Raw genomic sequence first — 26,778 nt, 5'->3', positions numbered from 1 at the left:
AGTTTGGAACTTTTAAATCATATCGTCACTATCGGTGATTTTCTTTTAAGAAGTTTGAGTATTCTTTTCATCATTATGATTATCATTTTTGTGCACGAATTTGGGCACTATCTCATTGGTCGGTGGTGTGGTATTAAGGCGTTAATTTTTTCGCTTGGATTTGGACCAGAAATAGCGAGTTATACAGATAAGCATGGCACGAAGTGGCGTTTAGCACTTATCCCCTTAGGAGGTTATGTAAAATTTGTTGGGGATGAGGAAAAAATCGATACGGAATCATCCCAATCATCTCTGATTGTTGATGGTTCATTTGTTAGTGCGCATGCTTGGAAAAAAGCAGCAACTGTTTTTGCCGGTCCTTTCTTTAATGCCCTTTTTACTGTTGTTATTCTAACATTTTTTTTCTTTATCTATGGTCGTGTAGCCATTGAGCCCGTTGTTGGTTCTTTGGTAAAAGATAGCCCTGCTCTTCAATCCGGTTTGGAATTAGGTGATCGTTTTGTTGAAATGGATGGACGACGGGTTGAAAGCTTTGAAGATTTGATGAATTATGTAGCTTTTCACGGAAGAGAACCCATAGAGTTTAAAATAGAACGCATGGGGCGAGTCTTTACAACGATGATTACCCCGAAAGTCGTTGAGCGAGATGATGGATTTGGTAATCGAACACGAAGTGCTATGATAGGTGTAGGTGTTCCTGTTGATTTAAATAATCCTGCACGTTTAGATCCAACTTATATAAAACATATTCGCTATGGTTTTGTAACAGCTGTAAGAAAAGCGTCAGACCGTACTGTGTTTATCGCCACTCAAACCGTTCTTTTTATGAGTCGTTTAATAGGAGGCAAAGAGGATCGTTGTCGGCTAAGTGGACCTTCTAAAACCGTTAAAATTGCTTGGAAAGTGAGCGAGACAGGTTTTATCTCTTTGTTGAATTTGGCAGCTTTTCTTTCAATAAGTGTTGGGCTTATTAACCTTTTTCCGATTCTACCGCTTGACGGTGGGCATCTTTTATTGCATGTCATTGAGGTCATTACTGGGAGGAAAATATCTGCTAAAATTCAGGGAATCGTTTTTCGTTTAGGTTTTTTCATTCTTCTCCTTTTTATGATCTTTGTCTTTTTTAATGATTATTTTTGTTGGTTTAGCTAATTAAATTATGGAAAACGCTTTATAAATTAAGTAATAATAGCAAAAACAAATTGAAGGTTGTTTACCATGTCTACAAAATGTTGTGGCGTTGTACATTATAATGAGTAATTAAGGAATGAAAAGTCTCGCTGTAAAAAGGTTGTTATGGCAGTTAGCTTTTAAGGCATCATGTCCAAGGAACGAGAGTAAGGTAAAAAAGCCAATGACTACGAATTCAAAGTTTTTAAATGCAGCATCTGTATTGGTGTTAAAGATGGGGATGATTGCCCCAGCAACGGTTTTTATGTCAATTGCTGCGGTCGGAGAAATACAAGCGTCTGTAGTCCGCTCTATTGAGGTTCGTGGGAATAAGTTTGTAAGTTCTCAGGCGATTCGAGACAATATGGGGATTAAGGTTGGGCAAGGTGTTTCCAGTGGTGATGTTGATAGTGCTGTGAAGAATCTTTTCGAATTGGGTTTATTTTATGATGTTAAAATAAATCCGGTGGGTGATAAATTGGTTGTATTCGTAAAAGAATATGAGGTTGTCAATCAAATATTGTTTCAAGGAAATAAATCTTTTAAAGACCCAGATCTTAAGCGGTTTATTTCTTTAAAACCGAATGAGCCTTTTAATTCTGCTAAGCTTTCTGCTGATATAAATACAATTCGTGAGGCTTATAAAACTCTTGGTCGTAATAATATCACTGTTAACGTTCAAACGATTAACCTTGGAAAAGGGCGGGTTAATGTGGTATTTAATGTCGTTGAAGGGAAAAAAACAAAGATTGGTGATATCACTTTTAAGGGAAATAATGTCTTTGGAAGTCGTCGTTTGCGTGATGTGATTTCAACAAAAACTTCAGGAATTTTTTCGAAGTTGTTGGGAGGTGATGTTTACAGTGAAGAGCGCCTCGCTGTTGATGAAGAAGCTTTACGTCGCTTTTATTATAACCGTGGTTATGCGGATTTTCGTGTAGTCTCTTCTAAAGCAACTTTTGATGCAGCAAGCAATACGTATAAAATTTCTTTCGTTCTTGATGAGGGTGCGCTCTATAAAATTAGCGATATTCAGGTTGAAAGTGATGTTGATGGAATTGACGTTCAATCTGTGAAAAGGATGCTTAAAACCCAGCCAGGTAATGTTTATAGTGCAGAAGATATTGAACAGTCTGTTGCAACTATTAATAACAAAGTTGCTGATTCGGGATATGCTTTTGCTAAAGTTGAACCGCGGGGAAATCGTAATTTAGCAAATCATACAATTTCAATTTTATATAATATTGAACGGGGTACACGTGCTTATATTCAACGTATTGATATACGTGGCAATGAGAAAACGCGTGATTACGTCATTCGCCGTGAGATTGATTTAAACGAAGGAGATGCTTACAATCAAACTTTATTACAGCGGGCAAAACGTCGTCTAGAAAGTTTAGGTTTCTTCAAAGCCGTTAATATTTCAATGGTTCCTACAGATCAATCTGACCAAGTTGTTTTGGTAATAGATGTCGTTGAAGCTTCAACAGGAGATCTCTCTCTTTCTGGAGGGTATACAACAGGGGGAACAAGTCCTGGTATGTCACTTGAAGTTTCTGTTACTGAACGTAATCTTGGGGGACGTGGTCAATATGTTCGTTTAGGATTAGGTGCGGGGCAAGAAAAATCTCGTAATTATAATTTATCATTTGTTGATCCTTATTTCTTAGGGTATCGTTTATCTGCTGGTGTTGATGTTTTTCGTAGTACTTATCGTGCTGATAAAGCCTATGATGTACGGCAGACAGGTGGATCTCTGCGGTTTTCGTTACCTATTAATAATCAATTATCTGCTAATGTAGCTTATTCTTATGTGCAGGAAGAATATGATTTTGGCGGAGAGTATGATTTTGACAAAGAGAGTGACATAATAGAATTATATGGGAAATATTCTGGTGCGATTGTTCAAGCTGCAAAACACAGCCCTTGGAAACGTTCATCAATTAGTTATGGTTTCACCTATAATACGATTGATGATATGAGATCCCCCCATGATGGGTGGTACGTGCATCTGCTTCAGGAATATGCAGGGCTTGGTGGGAGTGCAAAGTTCTTGAAGACCACGGGTAAGGCGATGATGTACAAGACTCTTTCTGACCAGAAGGATATCGTTGGTTTGCTTTCCTTTGGGGGTGGTTATATCCACGGAATGGGCCGAGATGGTGTTCGTATTTTCGATATGTTTAAAGTAAATTCTGATATGATTCGAGGGTTCAAATATAATGGAATAGGTCCGCGTCAGGTTTCCAGTAAGGGTGAGGTTTATTTCTTGGGGGGAACGACATATATGAATGCGACTGCTGAAGTACAGTTCCCTATCCCTGTCGTGCCTGAGGGATTTGGGTTGCGCGGTGCTTTATTTGCGGATATTGCCACGCTTTATGGCAATAATTATAAAGCCGTTTTTAAGGGTGAACCGTCTGTTACCAATACCAAAAGTGCTTGGCGTTCATCTGCAGGTGTGAGTTTGATGTGGGATTCTCCGTTTGGTCCTTTGCGTTTTGATTATGCTTGGCCAATAACGAAACAGGAAGGTGATCGTGTGCAACAATTGAACTTTGGTATTTCTACGAAGTTCTGATTTGAGCGATTTTAAGAAGGAAAAACTTGAAGAGAATAGCTTAAGCTGGGAGAGAAAGTGTTTTGATGGCGGATACATTTTTTTTTACGCCGTCCCGACGATTGACAGTTGCAAATGCTGCTGAGTTGACGGGTGCAAAGCTTCTTAATCCAGAGTTTTCTCATAAAGTTATCAATACTCTTTCTTCACTTGAGAGTGCTGTGGAAGGTTCGCTTGTTTTTGTAGAGCATCGGAAGTTTTCTGATGCTTTACTGGACAGTTCTGCTGTTGCTGTTTTGTGTACGAATGAGATTGTTTTTAAAGTTCCCGAAACTATGGCAATTTTGGTGACATCCACACCACAGCGTGACTTTGCTCAGATTGGTCGTATTTTGTTTCCAGATTCTGTCAAGCCAATGCCTTGGTTGGGGCAGAAGGGGATTTCATCGCATGCGCATATTCATCCAACGGCTAAGTTGGCACATGATGTGTGTATTGAAGCGGGAGCTGTTATTGGTAAAAATGTTGAGATTGGTGCAGGAACTCTTATTTCATCCACAGCTGTTATCGGTGAAAATTGCCGTATTGGATGTGACTGCTATATTGCTCCTAAGGTAACAGTTCAGTGTTCTATAATAGGTGATAAGGTTCAGCTTTATCCTGGTGTTTGCATTGGGCAAGATGGTTTTGGTTATGTTGGGGGCGTTTCTGGAATCGAGAAAATTCCACAGCTTGGTCGCGTTATTATTGAGGATGGTGTAGAAGTTGGTGCGAACACGACAATTGATCGTGGAACATTTCAAGATACTGTTATTGGTGAAGGAAGCAAGATTGATAATCTTGTACAAATTGCCCACAATGTCAAAATTGGACGCTATTGTCTTATTGCCGCTCAATGTGGCATTGCGGGAAGTACATCTATAGGGGATATGTCTCAGCTTGGCGGAAGTGTGGGAGTAGCGGATCACATCATAATAGGTAAATCTGTTCAGATTGCTGCTCGTAGTGGTGTTATGAATGACATTCCGGATGGCGAAAAATGGGGAGGTAGTCCAGCGCGACCATTTAAACAATGGTTTCGTGAAGTAGCGGCATTGCGCAGTATGGGAAAAGTTAAAAAGGAGAAACGCTGATATGATCAGCAGTGAAAAAACTAAAAACTTAGAGGCTGTCGATATTGAAAAACTATTATCAATATTACCGCACCGTTATCCATTTTTATTAATTGATCGTATCGTTGATATTGATGGTGAACAAGAAGCGATTGGTATTAAAAATATAACGATTAACGAGCCACATTTTATGGGACATTTTCCCTCAAAGCCTGTTATGCCTGGAGTTTTGATTTTAGAAGCTATGGCACAAACGGCAGGAGCAATAGCACTTTTAAATTTAGGCAATAAGCAAACAAATTTAGTTTACCTTATGACGGTTGATAATGCGAAATTTCGTAAGCCGGTTATGCCTGGTGATCAGCTAAAAATCCATGTTCAGCTTTTGAAAAAAAGATCTGGTATGAGACGTTTTTCATGTGTTGCAAAAGTAGAAGATGTTCGCGTCGCTGAAGCAGAAATTGCTGCGATGATTGTCGAAGAAGCATAAACGATATTTGATGGGAATTAAAAAATGTCCGGTACGAAAATCCATCCAACTGCTCTTGTGGAGAAGGGAGCGCAGCTTGGTGAGAATGTACGCGTTGGACCATTTTGCCATATTAGTTCAGAGGCTGTTATTGGTGATGAATGTAGTTTGACAAGTCATGTTGTAATAATGGGAAAGACAACGTTAGGAGCCAAGAGTAAAGTATTTTCTCATGCCGTTTTGGGGGCAGATCCGCAAAATAATAAACATAAAGGAGGGGCTACAACTCTTTTTATTGGTAAGAATTGTACGATTCGTGAAGGTGTAACAATGCATAGGGGTTCCGATTCGAGTGTAGGAATGACAGTTGTTGGTGATAATTGCCAATTTTTTTGTTATGCGCATATCGCTCACGATTGTTATGTAGGCAATCATGTAACATTTGCCAATAACGCAATGATTGCTGGTCATGTTACTATTGGTGATTATGTGATTATTGGTGGTGGTGCTGCTGTTCATCAATTTGTTCGTGTTGGACATCATGCATTTATCGGCGGCGTATCTGCACTGGTTGGTGATCTGATACCTTATGGAACAGCTGTTGGTGTGCAGGCAAAACTTGCTGGACTCAATATTATTGGCATGAAGCGTGCAGGACTTGAGCGTCAAGATATTCATGCACTCCGTCATGCGGTTGCTATGCTTTTTGATCATAGCAAACCATTTAAAGAGCGTGTCAGTGATGTTGCTTCTTTCTATTCTTCTTCTCAGTCTGTTTCTGAAGTTGTTAATTTTATTAAAGAAGAAGGAAAGCGTTTTTATTGTACACCAAAATTTGAAGGTGTTAGAATAAAAGAACATAAGGATTAAAAATGCCTATTTGGGGAGCCAGAAGTTTTTTTTCCGGCCGTACTGCTATTATAGCAGGAAATGGTGTTCTACCGATTACTGTTGCGCAGACTCTTGAGAAGAATGGAGAAAATCCTTTTCTTGTGCTTTTGCATGGTGAGGCAGATTCTGTTCTTTATCGCTATGAGCATTGCGAGCTATCAATTGTAGAGTTAGCACGACTCGTTAAAATTTTAAAAGAGGCTGGTGTATATAATGTTGTTTTGGCAGGTGGTGTAAAAAAGCGTCCACTTCTTAAACAATTGCGACTGGACTGGACAACATTTTTAGCTCTTCCTAAGTTAATCGGAGCTTTGAAGAGGGGAGACGATGCGTTATTAAAAGCTTTTATACGGGTTATTGAAGCACACGGTTTTTGTGTTATCGGTGCTCACGAAATAGTCCCAGATCTTTTAGCTCCCATAGAATTTAATTTAACAGTACGGCGCGCTACTCCAAAAGAGAAAAAAGATATTTTTTTAGCAGTAGAAGCAGCAAAGCTTTTAGGTCAATTAGATATCGGGCAAGCCGTTGTCGTTGTCCAAGGAAGGGTGGTTGCTCTAGAGGGGGCTGAGGGAACTGATAATATGTTGTGGCGTATTTGTGAAATGCGAGAAAGAGGGCAAATTCCCCTTAAAGGTGGCATTCTTGTAAAATGCGCAAAACCACAACAGGATAATCGCGTTGATTTGCCATCAATTGGGCCAGCGACAATAATGAATATTGCAAAGAGTGGTTTATCTGGTGTTGCGGTGGAGGCAAATAGAAGTCTAATATTATCAGTGAAAACAACAATAGAAAAAGCCAACAAATATTCTTTATTTATAGAGACATTTGAAAAGTTTGGTCATGAATAATTGTTTCTTAAAGATTGCAGTGGTTTCAGGTGAGGAATCTGGTGATTTACTTGGGGCCGATCTAATTTCTTGTTTATCACAACAGATAGGATGCAATATTCATTTGATTGGTGTTGGGGGGAGCCATTTAAAGGCATTAGGCTTAAAAAGCTTTTTTGATTCCCATGATATTGCTTTAATAGGTTTAAAGGAGGTGTTGAAAAAACTACCATTGTTGTTGCTACATATTCGCAATTTATCCAAATTTATTGCACAAGAACAACCTGATTGTTTAATTATTATTGATAGTCCTGATTTCACGCATCGTATTGCAAAAAAGGTACGTGCTTTAGCGCCTTCTATTCCTATCATTAAATATATTGCACCGACTGTTTGGGCATGGAGGCCAGAGCGTGCGAAAGCTATGTGTGGATTTGTTGATCATGTTTTAGCGGTTTTTCCTTTTGAAGAAAAGATTATGCAAGATTTGGGAGGCCCTGCCACGACTTATGTTGGACATCGTCTTTTGACATATCCTCCCCTTTTGAGAGTTCAGTCAGAAAAAAAAAGCCAATTAGAACACAGAAATTTGATCGATACACAAACATTATCGCCTACATTAGTTATTTTGCCAGGATCACGCAATTCAGAAATTCGTTCCTTAATGCCTATTTTTCGAGAAACAGTAGAGATTCTTGTACAACGTATTCCTCATTTACGTATTATTTTACCAACCTTACCTCATTTGGTAGATAGAATCCGGGACTTTGTGCAGGGCTGGAAAAGCAAGATAGAAATTGTAGTTGGTGAAGATGAAAAATGGCGTGCTTTTGCACAAGCAAATGTTGCTCTTGCTGCACATGGAACTGTTTCACTTGAATTAGCCTTAGCAAAAGTTCCTATGGTTCTTTGCTATAAACTTGATTTCTTTTCTAAATTATTTATTTTTCCTAAAATGATGTTATGGAGTGCTGCTCTTCCAAATATTATTGCTGATAAGCCTATTGTTTCGGAATATTTGAATGAATTAATCCGTCCTGGCATGTTAGCAAGACAGGTAGAACAACTTTTGGCTAATCCTTTATTGCGACAGGCACAACTTGATTCCTTTGAGATGGTAGAACAGAAAATGAAAACTGAAGTACCATCGGGGGTTGTTGGCGCACAAACAATTATCACTCTTTTAAAAAGCAGGAATAAAATTGTATAAATAAAGCAATATTTTAATGATTAATATTTAATTTTAGCAAGAAAATTACAAGCACGTTGGCTTTTAGGATTGGTAAAAAATTCTTCAGAGGCTGCATCTTCAACAATTTTTCCATTTTCTAGAAAGAGTATTCTTTCTGAGACTTTACGTGCGAAGCCCATTTCATGGGTAACACAAAGCATTGTGATCCCTGTATCGGCTAATCGAGCCATCACTTCCAAAACTTCTCCCACACTTTCTGGATCAAGAGCAGAGGTTGGTTCATCAAAAAGCATGACTTCGGGTTCCATACAAAGTGCACGGGCAATCGCAACACGTTGTTGTTGCCCACCAGAAAGTTGTAAAGGATATTTTTCACAGTGTTTTTCAATACCAACATGCGTTAAGTAACGAATTGCCCGTTCTTGTGCTTGTTGTTTGGAAAGCCCTTGAACGGTCATAGGTGCTAAAATACAATTTTGTATAACGCTCATGTGGGGAAATAAATTAAAGTTCTGAAAGACCATTCCTATCTTACGAAGAACATTTTTTTGCTGTTGTATAGGTGCAGTATGGATATCAACGTTATGGATACAGATTGAACCTTTTTGTGCTTGTTCTAATTGATTAATACAACGAATTAACGTTGATTTTCCTGATCCGGATGGTCCACAAATAACGATATGTTCACCAGCTTGAACATTAAAGTTGATATCATGTAGGACCTGAAAGTTTCCATACCATTTATTTAGATTTTGGATAGAGATCACAGGGTTTTTACTGGGAGAGATCGATTTATTATTTTTCAAATTCATCTTATTTTATTCTTTCATTGATGAAGAACTTGATTAATTCAACATTTTGATTTGATACTGTTTTTTATGATCATTTTATTTACCGTAAATATCGAGTGAGGCGCTGCTCGATAAAAACAATAAAACGATGAATGAGTTCAACGATAAAGAGATAGATAAGAGCAGCCCAAACGTAAACTTGAAAATCGAAAGTCCGTGAATAAGCGAGTTTAGCAACCCCCATTAAATCATAAACAGTAATAAGTGAGGCAACAGCACTGGATTTAATCATTAAAATCAACTCATTTCCTAAGGGGCGTAATGCTACAATCATTGCTTGTGGAAGAATAACTCTAAAAAATGTGACAGAGTTGCTTAAACCTAAAGCTTTTGATGCTTCGCGTTGTCCAGTTGTTACGGATAGAAAACTTCCTTTAAAGATCTCAGATTGATAGGCAGCAGAATTGAGTGTAAAAATAAAAAGACAACAATACCACGCGTTTTGAAAAAACCACCATAGCCCCACTTGTTGCCAAAAACTGTTCATTGAACCAAGCCCATAATAAAAAAGAAAGAGTTGAGCTAATAAAGGAGAGCCACGGAAAAAATAGACATAAGCATTTGCAAAATATTGTAAAAATGTATTCTCTGATAGACGTGCAAAAGCGATAATCATACCAAAAAAAAGGCCTAGAGAACAAGAAATAGAAACAAGTTCAACAGTAACAATAAAGCCATTAATAAATTTGGGTCCATAATGACTTAAAAGATCAGGATTAAAAAGAAAATAAAGCCACTCAGGAATCATTGACTTAGCACCTTTTTATAGCCTATTTGAGTGTATGTTTCCAAATGGCGTAAGATTGCAGTAAAAACCGCTGAAAATAACAAATAGAGTAAGCATGCTACAAAATAAAATAGCATGGGTTTATTGGTAGCAGCGACAGCTAGATTCGTTTGTCGCATGAGGTCAACAAGCGCGATGGTAGAAACAAGGGATGTATCTTTCAGTAAAGTAAGCCAATTATTAGAAAGTCCTGGCAAGGCATTTCGGATGAGCTGAGGGAAGACAATACGAAAAAATGTGGTTGACCGTGAAAGTCCTAAAGCTTTAGCTGCTTCATATTGACCTTTATCAAAAATATTAAATGCTCCAAGCCAAACTTCACAAGAAAAAGCTGCAAGAACCATACTAAGGGCAAGAACACCAGCAACAAAAGCATTGATACTGAACATGATTTCAAAACTAAAATAGTCAAATAAATTTTGAATAAGGCTTTGTAATCCGTAGTAAACTAAAAACAAAGTTAAAAGCTCTGGTAGCCCACGAAATATCGTTGAAAAGAGGCGTGCCATAGCTTTGGCCATCTTAATATTGGATCGAATCATCACTGCATTGAGAAGCCCTAGAGGAAATCCTAGAAGTCCACAACATAATGCCAATGACAAAGTCATTCCTGCACTGGAAAGTATAACTGCTCCCCATCCACCATTGCTAAATGATAGCAATGCTAAATTTTCAATCATTCTTGTATTCCTCATGAAAGAGTTAGATAATATTTTTTAGCAATAACCAACGGGTTTCATTAAAATATCATATTGATATTTAATAAACATCACTTGTAAAATATTTTCTCATAATTTTTTCATAAGTTCCATCCAAACGGATTTCTTTTATAGCTTCATTGAACTTATTTTTAAGATCATTATTATTTTGACGGACTGCAATTGCAACAGGAAATCTTGTTTCTTCTAGAGTTCCCAAGAGGAGACAACAATCTTTTCCTTCATTTTTAAGCCAATTTAATGCTTGTAATTTATCAACAATGATCACATCAAGTCGATGATTTAAAAGATCACGATTCACTTCTATTGTGGAAGGATAGAGTTTTATTTTCACCTCTTCAGAGGCAAAATGATCTTCTGCATAGAAAGCTTGTGTTGTATTTGATTGCACACCAAGATTTTTACCTCTAAAGTCTTTTGTCGAGATTTCTTTAATTCCCGAAGCTTTGGTAACAATAACAGCCAGTGCTGTATCGTAGTAAGGATCTGTAAAGTCAATTTTTTGTAAACGCTCTTGTGTGAGAGAGAGGGAAGCAATGATAGCATCATATTTTTTTGCAATAAGTCCAGGGATCATTCCCTCGAAGTCTTGTGTAACAATAGTACACTCAACATTCATTTTTTTACAAAGTGCATAAGATATATCAATATCAAGTCCCTGCAATTTATTATTTGAGTCAATATAACTGAAGGGAGGATAGGTGCCTTCACTCGCAATTTTTAATGTTTTCGCATCAGCCAATTGGGTGAATAGTGCGGCGCTTATTATAAGAGCTCCTGCTAATAGTTTCATGATGTTCTCCTATTGGATAAGCGGGCAATATGAAATCATTATGTTTTTATAATCTGTAAGCTTTTTGGGAGCAATTCAAAAATTTATTGATGTTTATTTTAGATCATTATGTTGGGCATTATTGATAAAAAAAGAATAAATATCTTATTGCTTGTATGATAGCTTAATTTTCACGAAATGATTGATTTGAATCATTTCATGAGTAAAAACTGAGGATTTTTCTTGAAAATAAGGCTATTAAATTTGAACATAAAAAAATTAGATTTTGATACGGTAAAAATACAACCTTATTGTTGTCATTAGATTCTACAAAATGTTTAGATCTCAAGGAGCAATTAAAAGTTATTTTGATAAATGTAAATTTTCTTATAAAAATGCCGAATTTCCAATTATACCTGCATGTTCAATAAAGAGTTAAAGATACCCCTTAAATATACAGATTGAGTTTTAATTCATAGTACTATCTAATTGATATCGAAAGTAAAATATTTTCTCATAATTTTCTCATAGGTTCCATCGGCGCGGATTTCTTCTATTGCTTTATTAAAACTGTTTTTAAGATCATTATTATTTTGACGGAGTGCAATTGCAATAGGAAAATTTGTTTCTTCTAGAGTTCCCAAGAGGAGACAGCAGTCTTTTCCTTCATTTTCAAGCCAATTTAATGCTTTTAATTTATCAAAGATGATGATATCAAGCCGATGGCTTAAAAGATCACGATTAACTTCTGTTGCTGTAGGATAAAGTTTGATATTAACTCCTTCAGAGGCATAATGATCTTCCGCATATGCAGCTTGTGTTGTATTTGATTGTACACCAAGGTTTTTACCTCTAAAGGCTTGTGTTGAGATTTCTTGAATTTCCGAATTTTTGGTAACGATAACAGCGAGTGCTGTGTTGTAGTAAGGATCTGTAAAATCAATTTTTTGTAAGCGCTCTTTTGTAGGAGAAAGGGAAGAAACGATAGCATCATATTTTTTGGCAAGAAGACCGGGAATCATCCCCTCAAAGTCTTGTGTGACAATAGTACATTCAACATTCATTTTTTTACAAAGCGCATAAGATATATCAATATCAAACCCTTGCAGTTTGTTATTTGAGTCAATATAACTAAATGGCGGATAAGAAGCATCGCTTGCAATTTTCAGCGTTTGAGAATTGGCCGATAGGGTAAACAGTGTCGCGCTTATTATAAGAGCTCCTGCTAATAATTTCATTATGTTCTCCTATTAGATAAGCTGGCAAATATGAAACCATCATGAATTTTTATAATCTGTAAGCTCTTTTGGAGCAATGTAAAAAATTTATCTGTGTTCATTTTGCTATCATTATGCTGAATATCATTATCAAAAAAATAATTTCTTTTTATAAAGTATGGGAATAAAAAATATAGGAAAGAAAGTCACCTCTTATTGGTTATAGGGTGATTTTTAATAATTTTATTTAAAAATCAATAATTTATCTTTAAAAGAAAAACTATCAACTTAAATACAAAGAAAATTTCAGCTTTTAACAGGACAAAATGTAAAAGTGTTTTTATTCTAATTAGAGAAGCACTTAATGTAAGCTTTTTGCAATTTTATCTGAAGAAGATAGAAAGAAAAATTCTGACATTGCTAGATTTTAATATGTAATAAGGCTTTTAAACATGGGGGAATGATAGGGAATACATTTCCATTAAAGATAATGAGGATTATAAGGTAAAATTTTCAATTTCTTTTTGCTAAATGTTTGGCTAATTTGCAGAAGAGTATTCTCAATTTCTTTACAGAGCTAAAACTTAGAATTTTTTAGTAAATTTTTATGATGATGTTATCTCTGTAGAAAGAGTTTTAAAATCACGTTTTATAAAAATTTTTAAAGGATGTTTTTTGATTACTCTCAATAAAGCTTCAGTAAATTGAAGCTTTATTGATTTCTTTTTTTAATTTGCACGTTCATCTATAGGAACATAGTCACGCATAGCATAGCCTGTGTAGAGTTGTCGAGGACGACCAATTTTTTGTGCAGGGTCTTCAATCATTTCTTTCCATTGTGCCACCCACCCGACACTGCGCGCCAATGCAAAAAGGACAGTAAACATTTCAGTTGGAAAACCTAGAGCTTTTAATGTAATGCCGGAATAGAAATCAACATTGGGATAAAGCTTTTTCTCAATAAAATATTCATCACTTAAGGCAATTCTTTCAAGCTCTATTGCAATATCAAGAAGAGGGTCATCTTGAATGTTGAGTTCTTTTAAAACTTTATGACAGGTTTTTTGCATGATTTTTGCACGTGGATCATAATTTTTATAGACACGGTGCCCAAAGCCCATAAGGCGGAAAGGATCATTTTTATCTTTTGCACGTGCAATAAATTCAGGAATTCTTTTAATAGAACCTATTTCTTGTAGCATTTTTAGGCATGCTTCATTGGCACCACCATGTGCTGGTCCCCAAAGGCATGCAACACCTGCTGCAATACAGGCAAACGGATTAGCACCTGAGGATCCAGCAAGACGTACCGTAGATGTAGAAGCATTTTGTTCATGATCTGCATGAAGGGTAAATATTTGATCCATCGCCCGAGCAAGCACAGGGTTTGTTTTATATTCTTCACAAGGAACAGCAAAACACATATGGAGGAAATTTGCAGCATAACTAAGATCATTACGTGGATAAACAAATGCTTGTCCAATACTGTATTTATAGGCCATAGCAGCAAGCGTTGGAACTTTTGAGATAAGACGAACAGAAGCAATCATTCTTTGGTGAGGATCTGTAATATCAATAGAGTCGTGATAGAACGCAGACATAGCGCCAAGGCAGGCAACCATGACGGCCATAGGATGAGAATCACGACGGAAGCCATGGAAGAAGCGTGCAAATTGTTCGTGGACCATGGTATGCTGCATAATACATCGATCAAATTCATTTTTTTCTTGCTGTGTTGGGAGTTCACCATAAAGTAAAAGATAACAACTTTCGAGAAAGTCTCCTTTTTCAGCCAATTGATCAATAGGATAACCACGATAAAGCAATATGCCTTTATCACCATCGATATAAGTAATTTTTGATTCACAAGAAGCTGTTGAAGTAAAACCAGGATCATAAGTAAAAATATCGGTTTTTTTATAGAGAGAAGCAATTTCAATGACTTCAGGTCCACTCGTGCCTTTACGCAAGGGAAGCTCTACTTTTTTATCATTCACAATAATATATGCGTTATTCTCAGACATTCGGTATTCCTTTCAGATCCTTCACTTCTAAAAATTAAGACTCTGCTTCATCAGAGTGGGGGATGTATAACTGAAGCTTTTCTTACTTATTTAAGGGTAGATTGCCTCTAAAAGTGAGTACATGCAATCTAAAAATATTTCCTTATTGATCATTATTACTCAATAAGAAATGTATTTCAATGATATAACATAAAAAACTCTTTTAGGGCGCGTTGAGATATCTGTATAGATCCTTATTTGAGGAAATATACTCAGTGCACATCATGGGCATATTGTTGTGATAAGTTGGTCCTTGATGCGATGAAGGGATTCATTGCGTCCTAATAAAATAAGAATATCCAAAACACCTGGTGATGTTGCACATCCTGTAAGAGCTGCGCGAAGTGGTTGGGCGATAGATCCAAATTTGAGATTCTGTGTTTGGACAAAAGAGCGAAGTGTTTCATCTAGAGTTTTTGTATCCCAAGAGGGGCACGCTTTCAGAGCAAGATAAAGATCGTTTAAAATGGTTCGTCCATTTTTATCTAAGAGCATTTGAGCTTTTTCATCAAGTTGTAAAGGTCGTTGCGTAAAAATGAAGGAGGCATTGTCAATCAGTTCGCACAGTGTTTTTGAACGTTCTTTCAAATGCGGGATTGCTTTTAAAAATTGAACACGGCGTTTTTCATCAAGTCTTTCAATAATTTGTGCTCCCCTATCGGTTTCTGGTAGAATATTAAGAGCGGCATCAAAAAGTTCTTGATCATTACTCATACGCATATAGTGTCCGTTGATGGAATCGAGCTTTTTGAGATCAAAACGAGCAGCACCTTTGTTAATATCCTCAATATCAAACCAAGAAATCATATCTTTAAGTGACATCAGTTCGTCATCACCATGACTCCAACCTAAACGGACAAGGTAATTGCGCAAAGCAGCAGGAAGATATCCCATTGTTCGGTAGGCATCAACACCGAGCGCACCATGTCGCTTTGATAATTTTACACCGTTTTCACCATGGATAAGAGGAATATGGGCCATAACAGGAATGTCCCATCCCATTGCTTTAAAGATAATCGTTTGTCGGGCTGCGTTGGTAAGATGATCGTCACCACGTATAATATGTGTGATGCCCATATCATGATCATCAACGACAACAGCATGCATATAGGTAGGCGAACCATCAGAACGCAAAATAATGAAGTCATCGAGATCTTTATTAGGAAAACGGACATCACCTTGAACACGATCATGTACAATCGTTTCTCCATCTTGAGGGGCTTTGATGCGAATAACAGGCTTAACACCTTTAGGAGCTTCAGAACTATCACGGTCACGCCAACGTCCATCATAACGTGGTGGGCGCCCTTCTGAACGGGCTTTTTCACGCATTTCAGCTAACTCCTCAGGTGAAGCATAACAATAATATGCTTTGCCATTCTTGACCAACTGTTCAGCGATTTGGCGGTGACGTTCTGCTCGTTCGAATTGCGAAATAGGGGCGCCATCATAACTAAGACCCATCCAGTGCAAGCCATCTATAATGGCTTTTACAGCTGCTTCGGTTGAACGCTCTCGGTCTGTATCTTCAATTCGTAAAAGCATTTTTCCACCGGTATGTTTTGCATAAAGCCAATTAAAAAGAGCAGTACGAGCACCACCAATGTGAAGGAAGCCAGTGGGTGAAGGGGCAAAACGAGTAATAACAGACACGAATATTTTCCTTTAAACTAAGATATTACTTATGGAATTTTATAGAAAAGTCATGTTAGCATAAGTGATGGGGCGTGCAATAGCCGTATTGCGAGTTAAAGTGGGGGACTGATGTTTTATAAAAGTAAAGAGGGTTTATCCGAAAAATCTGTTACAGAAAGAAAAAAGCCATGTCAGATAGGGCAGAGTGTTTTTTCTAGGTATGATGATGCAAAGAACAGTAGCTATAATCAACAAAAACTTTTTTTATTGACACTCTTAAAAGAAGTAATCATTTTTTTTCGCAAATGGTTAGAAGATTGTATTAATAAAGAAGTTTCTTTTGGTATCCTTTTTTCGCTGATTTTAGTCTTTTTTGCCCTAGGAATCATTTTCTATTTTCATTTAGAGTGGGAACCAAGTTGGGGACAATTGGGGGCGTTGGTCAGTATTTTTCTGGGAATATTCTATGTAGCACGTTTTTATCGAAAAATATCGATTCCCGTGGGGTTTCTGTTTTGTATTATATTGGGTGCTTTAGCGGCAAAAATAGAAACGTGGCGTATTGCAACACCCATGCTAAGCAGTGACATTGTCACTACATTGACGGGAAGAATTGTTTCTATTGAGTCAGGTGCCAAAGGAGGATTTCGTTTAGTTTTGGATATTTTGAATACAGAAAATCCCGTATTACGCCATAGTCTTCATCGTGTTCGTTTATCGGCAAGATATTTGCCATCTGGCTTAGCGATTGGTGATGGATTGCATGGAAAAGTTAAGATTCGTGCATTCTCTGGGCCGGTGCGTCCAGGAGGCTACGATTTTAGTTTTCATAATTATTTTAAAAGAATTGGAGCACAAGGCGTTTATTTAGGAAAACCAAGAAAAATATCCGTTTCGCAGCCTGATGGAATATTCGCTATCATTCTACAGAAAATTGAAAATTTACGCACGAAGATGACACAAAGAATCCGTATAGCCCTTGAAGGAGAAAAGGGGAGTGTTGCAGCTGCCCTCATAACAGGGCAGCGTGCTGGTATTTCAAATGAGACAAATGAAGCATTACGTACAGCTGGATTAGCTCATATTTTATCAATATCAGGTTTACATATGGCGTTGTTAAGCGGCATAGTTCTTTTGAGTATCCGTAGTTTTTTAGCATTTTTTCCAGTTTTTTCTTCCTATTATTCCAGTAAAAAATTTGCTGCTATCGTTGCTTTTATGATAACAGCTTTTTATTTGTTATTGTCGGGCTTAGCAATATCAGCGCAAAGAAGTTTTGTGATGATTGCTGTTATGTTGGTTGCTATATTGTGTAATCGCTCTGCTATAACAATGCGTAATTTTTCCATTGCAGGGTTGATAACTCTGGCGATGACACCCCATGAAATATTAGGTCCTAGCTTTCAAATGTCCTTTTCTGCGACTGCTGCTTTGATCGCTTTTTTTGATTGGTGGAGTGGAAGATCATTTTTTCGTAAAAGAAAAACAACTCCCTCTTATGTTGGAGGAGGAGTGATAAATTTTGTTTTCTTATCGATGCTTTCAACATGTGCTTCTTCCTTTGTTGCAGGGAGTGCAAGTGGAATTTATGCTGCTTATCATTTTTCTAATATGGCATCGTTGAGCATTATCAGTAATGCTTTTGCTTTGCCTGTCATCTCAATTTTTGTCATTCCCTTTGGATTAATCGCAGTTCTTGCAATGTTAGGAGGATTCGAATGGCTTCCTCTTCAAATTATGGGTTTTGGAGTTGATCTTGTAATAAAGATTGCACATGCTATCAAGGCTATTTCTCCTGATTTGAATCCTGGTTTTATGCCGTTATCAGCGTTAGTTTTATTGAGTATAGGCTTGGTTGGACTGACTTTTTGCAAAACACCCATCCGGCTCTTTTTTAGTTTGTTTATTTTGGCAGGTATTTCTATTTGTGTATTGCATTCACCTGTACAACTGATTATAGCAGATAATATGCGCCTCGTGGGCGTTATTCATGATAAAAAATTATATATTGATCGTTACCATATTTCTAAGTTCACGACATCCATATGGAAAAAGTCATTTCGTGTGAATGAAACGATTAAACCAACAAAATATGGTCCTTCGTTGCACGGACAATTTATTTGTGATTATCATGTATGTACATCTTTATTGGATAATGGATTAAAAGTGATCGTTTTACAGAGAGAAACAGATCAATGTGTAGAGGCAGATATTCTCATTCAGACATTTGTGATGCATAATCCAACTTGTTACAAGAAGGCAAAAATGGTATTTATACCTCAACAATTGTTATCACGAGGAAGCGTTATGATGACCAAAGGTGGAGATATTATTTGGTCTTCGCTAGGGTTTCATAGACCATGGAATATGCACAGACAGCATTCATAAAAACATATAATCAGTCATATTTTGCTTCACATTTGGATAATGACAAAACAAAAAATAACAGAAGACTTTTCTCATAATATTTTACGGTATTTAAATTGGTAAGTTTATCAACGTTATTGAAATGAGATAATAATCTACAGTTTTCTAGAAATGGATGATTTTTTATATCTGATCATTTTAATTTTTTCAAAAAAATTGATATGTGCATCTTTGTGCATCCTATTGATAGCACAAAATAAATCAAAAATTCTTATTGAATGAGAAAAATGCTAACAAATATTCTCAAAGAAATAAAAAAGATAATTGTTGATTATTCTATTTTATTCTTATCATATATTTCTATAACGAGTAACATCTCTTCAAGCAAGAGATGATGGTCAATTTAAATAGATTGCGTCAAGAGGTTATCTTTTATTATCATTATTATCGGTGGTAATAGGGGTGATAAATGCTGCTTATACGGATAGAAGGCAAAGTCATTCATGAATGTTCAGCAGTTAAAAAAAATGGCAGCTATTAAAGCGCTTGAGTTTGTTGAAGATGGTATGCGGCTTGGTATCGGATCTGGTTCGACAGTCAATGAATTTATTCGTCTTCTAGGTGAGCGTGTTGCGGATGGTTTGCGGGTGACTGGTGTTGCTACTTCAAAATATTCTGAACAACTCTGTCATAAGTTTGGAGTGCCTGTTAGCACTTTAGAACAAATACCTGAGCTGGATCTTGATATTGACGGAGCAGATGAAATTGGTCCTGAGATGATGCTCATTAAAGGGGGAGGGGGAGCATTGTTGTATGAAAAAATTGTAGCGTCGGCATCTCGTGCAATGCTTGTCATTGCGGATGAAACAAAGGTGGTAAAAAGACTTGGTGCTTTTGCACTACCAATTGAAGTTAATCCATTTGGTATCCACACAACATGCAGAGCCATTGAAAAAGTCGCTGATGATTTAGGGCTTTCTGGAAAAATTGCATTGCGAATGAATGGAAAAAATCCTTTTGAAACAGATGGTGGCCATTTTATTCTTGATGCATTTTGGGGCTGCATTTTGCAACCAAAACCATTATCAGATGCACTTCTTGCTATTCCTGGTGTTGTTGAGCATGGCCTTTTTTTGGGGTTGGCTTCACGTGCAATTGTCGCTATGGCTGATGGTCAAACAAAAGTTTTAGAACCGTTTGATTTTTAGAAAAGGCATTTACATGATGATATGTTAGCACAGTAAAAAAGGGTCTTAAAGATTTTAGGTAGAATAACGAATTAAAATTATAATTAGCGATCGGGGTAATCATTAAATGAAAATAATATTTTCTTTTCAGCGTTTTGTCGTATATTTTAGTGCAATTGCTATTTTTGTTGTGAATGTTGGCATGGCTTATGCACAAGGTGTGAGTGATCAACATTTAGATTCAGCGCGAAAGGCAATCAGAGCTATTCATGCAACGGATCAATTTGATAGCTTTTTACCAAATGCGGTCCATGATTTCAAAAATGAACTGATTAGCGATGATCCGAATTTGGCAACAGCTATTTCTGATATTGTTGATAAGCAGGCGCTTGCTTTAATTAAAAGGCGCTCTGATCTAGAAAAAGAGATTGCTCATGTATATGCAAAATATTTTACTCAAAAAGAGCTTGATGCGATAACAACATTTTATAATTCTGATACCGGTAAAAAGTTTTTGACAGAAGTCCCCAATATTGCACGTGATTCTTATTCAGCATTTGATATATGGCGTACTGCTCTTATGCGGGATCTTGTAGAAAATGTGAAAAAAGAGATGTCTGAAACACTTAATTTGAATAATTCTACTATGCCTACAAATATGCCTATAAAATCAGAATCTTCAGAAAATAAAAAATAGCTTGATCGATATCATGACAACAATAGGCAATTTCTGATTTTTTTAATAGCGGCGGTTTTCCCGCCGTTTTAAATATTTTAATGAGAATAAGTCTTTTTAGAATACTGCTTTATAAAAAAGGCTTCTTCAAAAAAAAGACTTTCATTTGATAATAAAAGATCTTAGCCTACTCTTGCAGATGTATAAGAAGGAATAATTCGTGGGCTCTTTTGACTTTGATTTATTTGTTATTGGAAGTGGTTCTGGTGGAGTGCGTGCAGCACGGCTTGCTGGAGGTCTTGGCAAGCGGGTCGCTATAGCAGAGGAATATCGTATAGGGGGCACTTGTGTTATTCGTGGTTGCGTTCCCAAAAAACTTTATGTTTATGCATCACAATATGTAAAAGAATTTAAGAAAAGTGTTGGTTTTGGGTGGGAATATGCGGATCCAATTTTTAGCTGGGAAAAGTTGGTTGCAGCTAAAAATAAAGAAATATCAAGGTTAGAAGGGTTGTATCGTAAGGGATTAGAAAATAACAATGTGCATATTTATGAAAGTCGTGCTACTTTTATAGATGATCACACATTAGAGCTTTCTGCCACGGGTGAGCGGGTAAGTGCAGAAAAAATTTTGATTGCAACAGGGGCAAAACTTGCACCAAATACGTCCATAGAAGGCGGTGAATTTTGCCTTACTTCTAATGAGATTTTTGACCTTAATCAACTCCCAAAATCAATAGTGATTGTTGGTGGAGGGTATATTGGTGTTGAATTTGCTAATATTTTTCATGAATTAGGTGTAAAAACAACACTCCTTCATCGTGGTGATTTAATCCTTCGTAATTTTGATCATGATTTGCGGCAATTGCTCAGCGATGCAATGATTGAAAAAGGGATTTCTATTCTCTATGGCATAACAATTTCTAAAGTGCAGGCTGCAGAAAATTGTTATGAAGTTGTTTTATCAAATGGGAAAATAATCAGAGCCGATCAGATTATGTTGGCTACGGGGCGTGTACCAAATACAACGGGTTTAAGACTTGAGCGGGCAGGTGTTAAGGTGAATGAATTTGGTGCAGTTGTTGTTGATGAGAAAATGACAACAAATATCCCCCATATTTGGGCTGTTGGTGATGTAACAGGTCATATTCAATTAACACCCGTTGCGATTCATGATGCAATGTGTTTTGTTAAGACAGCATTTGAAAATATTCCAACAACACCTGATTATGATTTAATTACAACAGCAGTTTTTTCACAGCCAGAGATTGGAACGGTTGGTCTTTCAGAAGAGGAGGCGGTAAAGCGTTATAAGCGTCTTGAAATTTATCGTACAGTTTTTCGTCCTATGCGTAATATTCTTTCTGGTAGTTCAGAGAAAATGCTTATGAAACTCATTGTTGATGGTGAAAGCCGTATTGTTGTGGGCGCTCATATTTTAGGGGAAAATGCTGGTGAGATGGCTCAGCTTATAGGGATATCTCTCAAGGGTAAGCTGACGAAGGATATCTTTGATGAGACGATGGCAGTGCATCCAACGATGGCAGAAGAATTAGTAACGATGTATAAACCAAGTTATATATATGAAAATGGGAAGAAAATAGAAAGTTAAACAGCATATATTGCGGTAAAAAGCTTTTGATATGCTAATCTGTAAGATTAATCTTTAGAGAGAGTGTAATGATAAAAGAATGGGCGCCTGACACTTGGAGAACAAGGCCAATTAAACAAGTTCCGACTTATCCGGATAAGTCTATGTTAGAAGATGTTGAGCGAAAACTGAGAAGGTATCCTCCTTTAGTTTTTGCCGGTGAAGCACGTGATTTAAAAAATGAATTAGCAGCCGTTGCGAAAGGCCAAGCTTTTTTATTGCAAGGTGGTGATTGTGCCGAAAGCTTTGCAGAACATGAAGCTGATAATATTCGTGATTTTTTTCGTGTATTTTTGCAAATGGCGATTGTTTTGACCTTTGGTAGTTCTAAACCGGTTGTTAAAATTGGTCGTATTGCTGGTCAATTTGCAAAGCCTCGCTCTTCTGATATTGAAAGAAAAGAGGGAGTTGAATTTCCTGCTTATCGTGGGGATATTATTAATGGCATTGAATTTGAAGCCGGTTCTCGTATTCCAGATCCGCAACGGATGTCTATGGCTTATCGCCAATCTGCGGCAACACTTAATCTATTGCGTGCTTTTTCACAAGGTGGCTATGCTAATTTAGAAAATGTTCACACATGGATGTTGAGTTTTGTTTCTAACAGTCCGCAGGGAGAACGTTATGAATTATTGGCAGAGCGTATTTCTGAAGCAATTGATTTTATGCGTTCTATAGGGATTACATCCAAAACACATTCTTCATTGCGTGAAACATCTTTTTATACCAGTCATGAAGCACTGTTGCTTGGTTATGAAGAGGCTTTGACTCGGATTGATTCAACTTCAGGAAATTGGTATGCAACATCTGGTCATATGTTATGGATTGGTGACCGTACGCGTCAGATTGACCATGCTCACGTTGAATATTGTCGCGGCATTAAGAATCCTATAGGATTAAAATGTGGTCCTTCCATTGAACCTGATGAGCTTTTAAAATTAATTGATATTTTAAATCCTGAAAACGAGTTGGGGCGGCTTACTCTCATTACGCGCTTTGGTTATGATAAAGTTGAAAGTTATCTGCCTAAACTCATCCGTGCTGTTGAACGCGAGAAGCGTGCGGTTATATGGTCATGTGATCCAATGCATGGCAATACAATTACTGCCAATGGTTATAAGACGCGTCCTTTTGATTATGTTTTAAAAGAAGTAGAGAATTTTTTTGCAGTGCATCGTGGAGAAGGAACTTATCCAGGAGGCATTCATATTGAGATGACAGGTCGTGATGTTACTGAATGTACAGGAGGGGCGCACGCCATTTCTGTGGACGATTTATCTGATCGTTATCATACGCAATGTGATCCACGGTTAAATGCAGATCAAGCGTTAGAATTGGCTTTTCTTGTTGCTGAACTCCTTAAAAAAAATCGCGTGACTGAATCGTTAGCAATTGCTGCTGGGGGGTAGGCAAAAATTTGCCTAATATTTTTAGGTCATTATGGCAGAAAAGAATTTTAAAAAATGATGTTTCCGATGATGAAGAATAAAGTTGTGGTTGCTAAACTGATGAAATGATACAAAGGCTTATGAAAAATGATTTTCGGGTATCAATTGCCCAATTAAATCCTATTGTCGGTGATATTGAGGGGAATTTTTCTTTAGCTGTCATGGCGCATCAAAAGGCCAAAGAAGAGGGGGCTGATCTTGTTTTATTCACGGAACTTTTTATAAGTGCTTATCCGCCGGAAGATCTTGTTCTAAAACCTGCTTTTACAAAAACATGTGAAGAGACTGTTGAGAAATTAGCAAAGATAACCGTAGGCGGACCAGGAATTGTCATTGGTCTTCCATTAAGGCGCAATGGTAATATTTACAACGCTGTCATGGTTCTTGATGAAGGGAGAGTCATTGCCGAATGTTTGAAGTTTGATTTACCTAATTATGCTGAATTTGATGAAAAGCGTTTATTTTCTTCAGGTCCACGTCCTCAGCCTATTGTCTATCATGGAATTAAATTAGGAATAGTCATTTGTGAGGATCTTTGGAATGATTCCTCTCTTAGTACAGAGCTTAAAGATAAAGGAGCGGAAATTATTCTTGTCCTTAACGGATCTCCTTATTATCGTAATAAAACATTAAAACGTATAGACGTTGTTCATACACAGGCTCTACAATCTGGAGTGCCAATTATCTACGCTAATCAAGTAGGTGGTCAAGATGAGCTCGTTTTTGATGGTGGGTCTTTTGCCTTGAATGGACAAGGCAAAAAGATATTTCAAATGAAACACTTTGATAGCCATATTGCTTTAAGCCATTGGCAAAAAACAACGACGGGATGGCACTGTATTTCAGGTCCTAATGAAAGTCTTCTCAATGGATTAGCGGCTGATTATCAAGCTTGTGTTTTGGGGTTGAAAGATTACGTTAATAAAAACGGCTTTAAGGATGTTATTCTTGGTCTTTCAGGAGGAATTGATTCAGCCCTGTGTACGGCAATGGCGGTGGATGCTCTTGGTGCTGAGAGGGTTCGCACCATTATGATGCCCTATCATTATACTTCGCAAGAATCATTAAAAGATGCCAAAGAATGTGCTGATCTTTTGGGATGTCGTTATGAAATCATACCGATTGCACAACCTGTTGAGGCTTTTTTAAAGACAATGGCATCTGTTTTTTCAGGGTTACCCTCTGACGTCACAGAGGAAAATCTTCAAAGTCGTATACGCGGTACACTTTTAATGGCGCTTTCAAATAAATTCGGCTCAATGGTGGTAACGACAGGCAATAAGTCAGAAATGGCTGTGGGATATGCAACACTGTATGGGGATATGAATGGCGGGTTTAATCCTCTTAAAGATATTTATAAAATGCAGGTTTATGCATTAGCGGAGTGGCGCAATAAAAATCACTTGCACAATTTGAGAGGACCAGAAGGAATGATCATTCCATCCAATATTATAGAAAAAGCACCCTCTGCAGAGCTGCGGGAAAATCAAAAAGATGAAGATTCTCTTCCGCCTTATCCTATTTTAGATGATATATTACAATATCTTGTAGAAAATGACATGAGTATTTGTGATATTGTTAAACGTGGACATTCACGAGAAACTGTTGCGAAAGTTGAACAGCTTCTTTATGGTGCCGAATATAAAAGGCGTCAATCTGCGCTTGGTGTAAAAATCAGTTACAAAAATTTCGGACGCGATCGTCGCTATCCTATAGTCAATCATTTTCGCGATAAAAATTGAGTATTATTTTATGGTTAAAGTTCGTTTTGCTCCCTCTCCAACAGGTTATATTCATATTGGCAATATCCGTATTGCGCTTTTCAACTGGCTTTATGCGCAAGCGTATAAGGGAGAATTTATTTTACGCTATGATGATACAGATATTGAACGTTCTAAACAAGAATATATCGATGCTATTGCTGTTGACCTTGAATGGCTTGGTATTCAACCAGATGCAATTTATTACCAATCCAAGCGATTTAATCGATATGATGAAGTGGCAGAAATTCTCAAACAACGTGGCCTTCTTTATCCTTGTTATGAGACAACAGAGGAATTAGAGCGGCGTCGTAAAATCCAGCTTTCACGCAAATTGCCTCCTGTTTATGACCGTGCAGCATTGAAGTTGACAACAGAAGAGAGAAAAAACTTTGAATCACAAGGTCGTAAACCCCATTGGCGTTTTCTTCTTCCTAATTTTGAAAGTGATCCTTTACACACAAAGCGAACAGAAGTTTGCTGGAATGATGCAATAAAGGGAAAGCAGACGATTGATTTAGCTTCTCTTTCAGATCCTGTTCTTATTCGTGAAGATGGAACCTATCTTTATACATTGCCGTCTATTGTTGATGATGTAGATATGGCTATTACGCATATTATTCGTGGGGATGATCATATTACAAATACAGGCGCTCAAATTGCTCTTTTTAAAGCTCTTAATGCAGAATTACCGGTTTTTGCTCATACCAATTTATTGGCGACAGTTTTAGGAAAAGGATTTTCAAAACGTAATAATGATCTTTCTATTCGTTCTCTACGGGAAGAAGGATTTGAATCTATAGCTGTTCAATGCCTTGCCGTTTTGATTGGGACATCGCAAAATGTGCATCCCTATCCCAATCAAGCTGCGCTTTTAGAGCATTTTAATCTCCAAGATACGTCAAGATCCGTTGCAAAATTTGATATTGCTGATCTTCTTGCTTTGAATAGTCATCTTGTCCATGAGTTAACCTATGAGGAAGTAAAAATGCGCCTTAAAAAACTTTCTATTGAGGGAGATAAGGCGGAATATTTCTGGAACGCGATAAGAAGCAATATTAATAAAGTCAATGATGCTGTTTTTTGGTGGAAAATCATTCATGATGAACAGAATTTTGATACAGTAGCACTAGAGGATCGTGCTTTTGTGCACCAATCACTCGATTTCTTACCTGAAGGTGCTTTGAATGAGGAAAGTTGGAAAATTTGGACAACAGCATTAAAAGAAAAAACAGGTCGAAAAGGAAAAGCTTTATTTATGCCATTACGTCAGGCACTTACGGGCATGGATCATGGACCTGAAATGGGAAAAATTTTGCAGCTTTTAGGGCGTGAAAAGGTAACGGAAAGGCTCTCTAGGAAATAAGAGCGGATTTTTTAAAAGTATTTCGTTCATTTCACTCTAAAAGAGAGTAGAG

Annotated in this window: 21 protein-coding genes; 14 read left to right on the top strand and 7 right to left on the bottom strand. The window is 37.2% G+C overall.

Features of this window, described 5'->3' with window-relative positions; translation table 11 throughout:
- The first annotated feature begins 3 nt into the window (after positions 1–3).
- From ACFINS_RS07140 to lpxB, 7 genes are all read left to right on the top strand, one after another.
- Positions 4–1,152: an RIP metalloprotease gene (locus ACFINS_RS07140; protein ID WP_375612125.1), complete on the top strand. Its 1,149-nt coding sequence runs from the start codon at positions 4–6 to the stop codon at positions 1,150–1,152.
- 202 nt (positions 1,153–1,354) lie between these two features.
- Positions 1,355–3,751: an outer membrane protein assembly factor BamA gene (gene bamA / locus ACFINS_RS07135; protein ID WP_375612126.1), complete on the top strand. Its 2,397-nt coding sequence runs from the start codon at positions 1,355–1,357 to the stop codon at positions 3,749–3,751.
- A gap of 65 nt (positions 3,752–3,816) precedes the next feature.
- Complete coding sequence (gene lpxD / locus ACFINS_RS07130) at positions 3,817–4,863, top strand: UDP-3-O-(3-hydroxymyristoyl)glucosamine N-acyltransferase (protein ID WP_375612127.1); 1,047 nt, start codon at positions 3,817–3,819, stop codon at positions 4,861–4,863.
- A 1-nt stretch (position 4,864) separates the two neighbouring features.
- Positions 4,865–5,332: a 3-hydroxyacyl-ACP dehydratase FabZ gene (gene fabZ / locus ACFINS_RS07125; RefSeq protein WP_375612128.1), complete on the top strand. Its 468-nt coding sequence runs from the start codon at positions 4,865–4,867 to the stop codon at positions 5,330–5,332.
- A 24-nt stretch (positions 5,333–5,356) separates the two neighbouring features.
- The gene (gene lpxA / locus ACFINS_RS07120; protein ID WP_375609506.1) at positions 5,357–6,181 is read left to right on the top strand and encodes an acyl-ACP--UDP-N-acetylglucosamine O-acyltransferase; all 825 of its coding nucleotides are present in this window, start codon (positions 5,357–5,359) and stop codon (positions 6,179–6,181) included.
- Positions 6,182–6,183: 2 nt separating this feature from the next.
- Entirely contained in the window at positions 6,184–7,056 is an 873-nt protein-coding gene (locus tag ACFINS_RS07115) for an LpxI family protein (protein WP_375706037.1), read from the top strand.
- Positions 7,049–8,245, top strand: a complete 1,197-nt coding sequence (gene lpxB, locus ACFINS_RS07110; RefSeq protein ID WP_375706036.1) for a lipid-A-disaccharide synthase — start codon at positions 7,049–7,051, stop codon at positions 8,243–8,245. The genes ACFINS_RS07115 and lpxB overlap by 8 nt, the downstream gene beginning before the upstream one ends.
- 20 nt (positions 8,246–8,265) lie before the next feature.
- On the opposite strand, the gene ACFINS_RS07105 is transcribed toward lpxB, so the two are convergent.
- From ACFINS_RS07105 to gltX (ACFINS_RS07075), 7 genes are all read right to left on the bottom strand, one after another.
- A complete protein-coding gene (locus ACFINS_RS07105) occupies positions 8,266–9,039 on the bottom strand; it encodes an amino acid ABC transporter ATP-binding protein (protein WP_375612131.1) in 774 nt (257 codons plus the stop codon).
- A gap of 79 nt (positions 9,040–9,118) precedes the next feature.
- Positions 9,119–9,826, bottom strand: a complete 708-nt coding sequence (locus tag ACFINS_RS07100) for an ABC transporter permease (protein ID WP_375706035.1) — start codon at positions 9,824–9,826, stop codon at positions 9,119–9,121.
- On the bottom strand, positions 9,823–10,545 hold the full coding sequence (locus ACFINS_RS07095) for an ABC transporter permease (protein ID WP_375612133.1): 723 nt from the start codon (positions 10,543–10,545) through the stop codon (positions 9,823–9,825). The genes ACFINS_RS07100 and ACFINS_RS07095 overlap by 4 nt, the downstream gene beginning before the upstream one ends.
- Before the next feature lie 79 nt (positions 10,546–10,624).
- The gene (locus ACFINS_RS07090; RefSeq protein WP_375612134.1) at positions 10,625–11,377 is read right to left on the bottom strand and encodes a transporter substrate-binding domain-containing protein; all 753 of its coding nucleotides are present in this window, start codon (positions 11,375–11,377) and stop codon (positions 10,625–10,627) included.
- A gap of 464 nt (positions 11,378–11,841) precedes the next feature.
- Entirely contained in the window at positions 11,842–12,594 is a 753-nt protein-coding gene (locus ACFINS_RS07085; protein ID WP_375706034.1) for a transporter substrate-binding domain-containing protein, read from the bottom strand.
- A gap of 707 nt (positions 12,595–13,301) precedes the next feature.
- On the bottom strand, positions 13,302–14,597 hold the full coding sequence (gltA, locus tag ACFINS_RS07080; protein WP_375612136.1) for a citrate synthase: 1,296 nt from the start codon (positions 14,595–14,597) through the stop codon (positions 13,302–13,304).
- 261 nt (positions 14,598–14,858) lie between these two features.
- The gene (gltX, locus tag ACFINS_RS07075) at positions 14,859–16,289 is read right to left on the bottom strand and encodes a glutamate--tRNA ligase (protein WP_375706033.1); all 1,431 of its coding nucleotides are present in this window, start codon (positions 16,287–16,289) and stop codon (positions 14,859–14,861) included.
- 111 nt (positions 16,290–16,400) lie between these two features.
- Here gltX (ACFINS_RS07075) and ACFINS_RS07070 point away from each other — a divergent pair, with 111 nt between their 5' ends.
- The 7 genes from ACFINS_RS07070 (at position 16,401) to gltX (ACFINS_RS07040) (ending at position 26,726) form a co-directional block, all read left to right on the top strand.
- Positions 16,401–18,659: a ComEC/Rec2 family competence protein gene (locus ACFINS_RS07070; protein ID WP_375612138.1), complete on the top strand. Its 2,259-nt coding sequence runs from the start codon at positions 16,401–16,403 to the stop codon at positions 18,657–18,659.
- A gap of 482 nt (positions 18,660–19,141) precedes the next feature.
- Positions 19,142–19,846 carry a ribose-5-phosphate isomerase RpiA gene (gene rpiA, locus ACFINS_RS07065; RefSeq protein WP_375706032.1) on the top strand — a complete coding sequence of 235 codons (705 nt, stop codon included), beginning with the start codon at positions 19,142–19,144 and terminating at the stop codon, positions 19,844–19,846.
- A 106-nt stretch (positions 19,847–19,952) separates the two neighbouring features.
- Positions 19,953–20,522 (top strand): DUF2059 domain-containing protein, encoded by a 570-nt coding sequence (locus ACFINS_RS07060; protein ID WP_375612140.1) that lies wholly within the window; start codon positions 19,953–19,955, stop codon positions 20,520–20,522.
- A 199-nt stretch (positions 20,523–20,721) separates the two neighbouring features.
- Entirely contained in the window at positions 20,722–22,113 is a 1,392-nt protein-coding gene (gene gor / locus ACFINS_RS07055; protein WP_375612141.1) for a glutathione-disulfide reductase, read from the top strand.
- A 68-nt stretch (positions 22,114–22,181) separates the two neighbouring features.
- The gene (locus ACFINS_RS07050) at positions 22,182–23,561 is read left to right on the top strand and encodes a class II 3-deoxy-7-phosphoheptulonate synthase (RefSeq protein WP_375612142.1); all 1,380 of its coding nucleotides are present in this window, start codon (positions 22,182–22,184) and stop codon (positions 23,559–23,561) included.
- Between the two features lie 119 nt (positions 23,562–23,680).
- Positions 23,681–25,342, top strand: a complete 1,662-nt coding sequence (locus ACFINS_RS07045) for an NAD+ synthase (RefSeq protein WP_375651191.1) — start codon at positions 23,681–23,683, stop codon at positions 25,340–25,342.
- A gap of 10 nt (positions 25,343–25,352) precedes the next feature.
- A complete protein-coding gene (gene gltX, locus ACFINS_RS07040) occupies positions 25,353–26,726 on the top strand; it encodes a glutamate--tRNA ligase (RefSeq protein ID WP_273790689.1) in 1,374 nt (457 codons plus the stop codon).
- Positions 26,727–26,778 lie beyond the last annotated feature (52 nt).

Source organism: Bartonella sp. AA2SXKL (assembly GCF_042197205.1).
Lineage (GTDB): Bacteria > Pseudomonadota > Alphaproteobacteria > Rhizobiales > Rhizobiaceae > Bartonella.
This window is presented reverse-complemented; position numbering and strand designations above follow the sequence as displayed.

Coding starts and splice junctions, on each gene's coding strand:
- ACFINS_RS07105 (WP_375612131.1), bottom strand. CDS start 9,039: ATGAATTTGAAAAATAATAAATCGATCTCTCCCAGTAAAAACCCTGTG.
- gltA (WP_375612136.1), bottom strand. CDS start 14,597: ATGTCTGAGAATAACGCATATATTATTGTGAATGATAAAAAAGTAGAG.
- lpxA (WP_375609506.1), top strand. CDS start 5,357: ATGTCCGGTACGAAAATCCATCCAACTGCTCTTGTGGAGAAGGGAGCG.
- ACFINS_RS07045 (WP_375651191.1), top strand. CDS start 23,681: ATGAAAAATGATTTTCGGGTATCAATTGCCCAATTAAATCCTATTGTC.
- ACFINS_RS07070 (WP_375612138.1), top strand. CDS start 16,401: ATGTTTTATAAAAGTAAAGAGGGTTTATCCGAAAAATCTGTTACAGAA.
- ACFINS_RS07115 (WP_375706037.1), top strand. CDS start 6,184: ATGCCTATTTGGGGAGCCAGAAGTTTTTTTTCCGGCCGTACTGCTATT.
- ACFINS_RS07100 (WP_375706035.1), bottom strand. CDS start 9,826: ATGATTCCTGAGTGGCTTTATTTTCTTTTTAATCCTGATCTTTTAAGT.
- lpxB (WP_375706036.1), top strand. CDS start 7,049: ATGAATAATTGTTTCTTAAAGATTGCAGTGGTTTCAGGTGAGGAATCT.
- rpiA (WP_375706032.1), top strand. CDS start 19,142: ATGAATGTTCAGCAGTTAAAAAAAATGGCAGCTATTAAAGCGCTTGAG.
- bamA (WP_375612126.1), top strand. CDS start 1,355: ATGACTACGAATTCAAAGTTTTTAAATGCAGCATCTGTATTGGTGTTA.
- fabZ (WP_375612128.1), top strand. CDS start 4,865: ATGATCAGCAGTGAAAAAACTAAAAACTTAGAGGCTGTCGATATTGAA.
- ACFINS_RS07095 (WP_375612133.1), bottom strand. CDS start 10,545: ATGATTGAAAATTTAGCATTGCTATCATTTAGCAATGGTGGATGGGGA.
- ACFINS_RS07085 (WP_375706034.1), bottom strand. CDS start 12,594: ATGAAATTATTAGCAGGAGCTCTTATAATAAGCGCGACACTGTTTACC.
- ACFINS_RS07060 (WP_375612140.1), top strand. CDS start 19,953: ATGAAAATAATATTTTCTTTTCAGCGTTTTGTCGTATATTTTAGTGCA.
- lpxD (WP_375612127.1), top strand. CDS start 3,817: ATGGCGGATACATTTTTTTTTACGCCGTCCCGACGATTGACAGTTGCA.
- ACFINS_RS07050 (WP_375612142.1), top strand. CDS start 22,182: ATGATAAAAGAATGGGCGCCTGACACTTGGAGAACAAGGCCAATTAAA.
- ACFINS_RS07090 (WP_375612134.1), bottom strand. CDS start 11,377: ATGAAACTATTAGCAGGAGCTCTTATAATAAGCGCCGCACTATTCACC.
- gltX (WP_273790689.1), top strand. CDS start 25,353: ATGGTTAAAGTTCGTTTTGCTCCCTCTCCAACAGGTTATATTCATATT.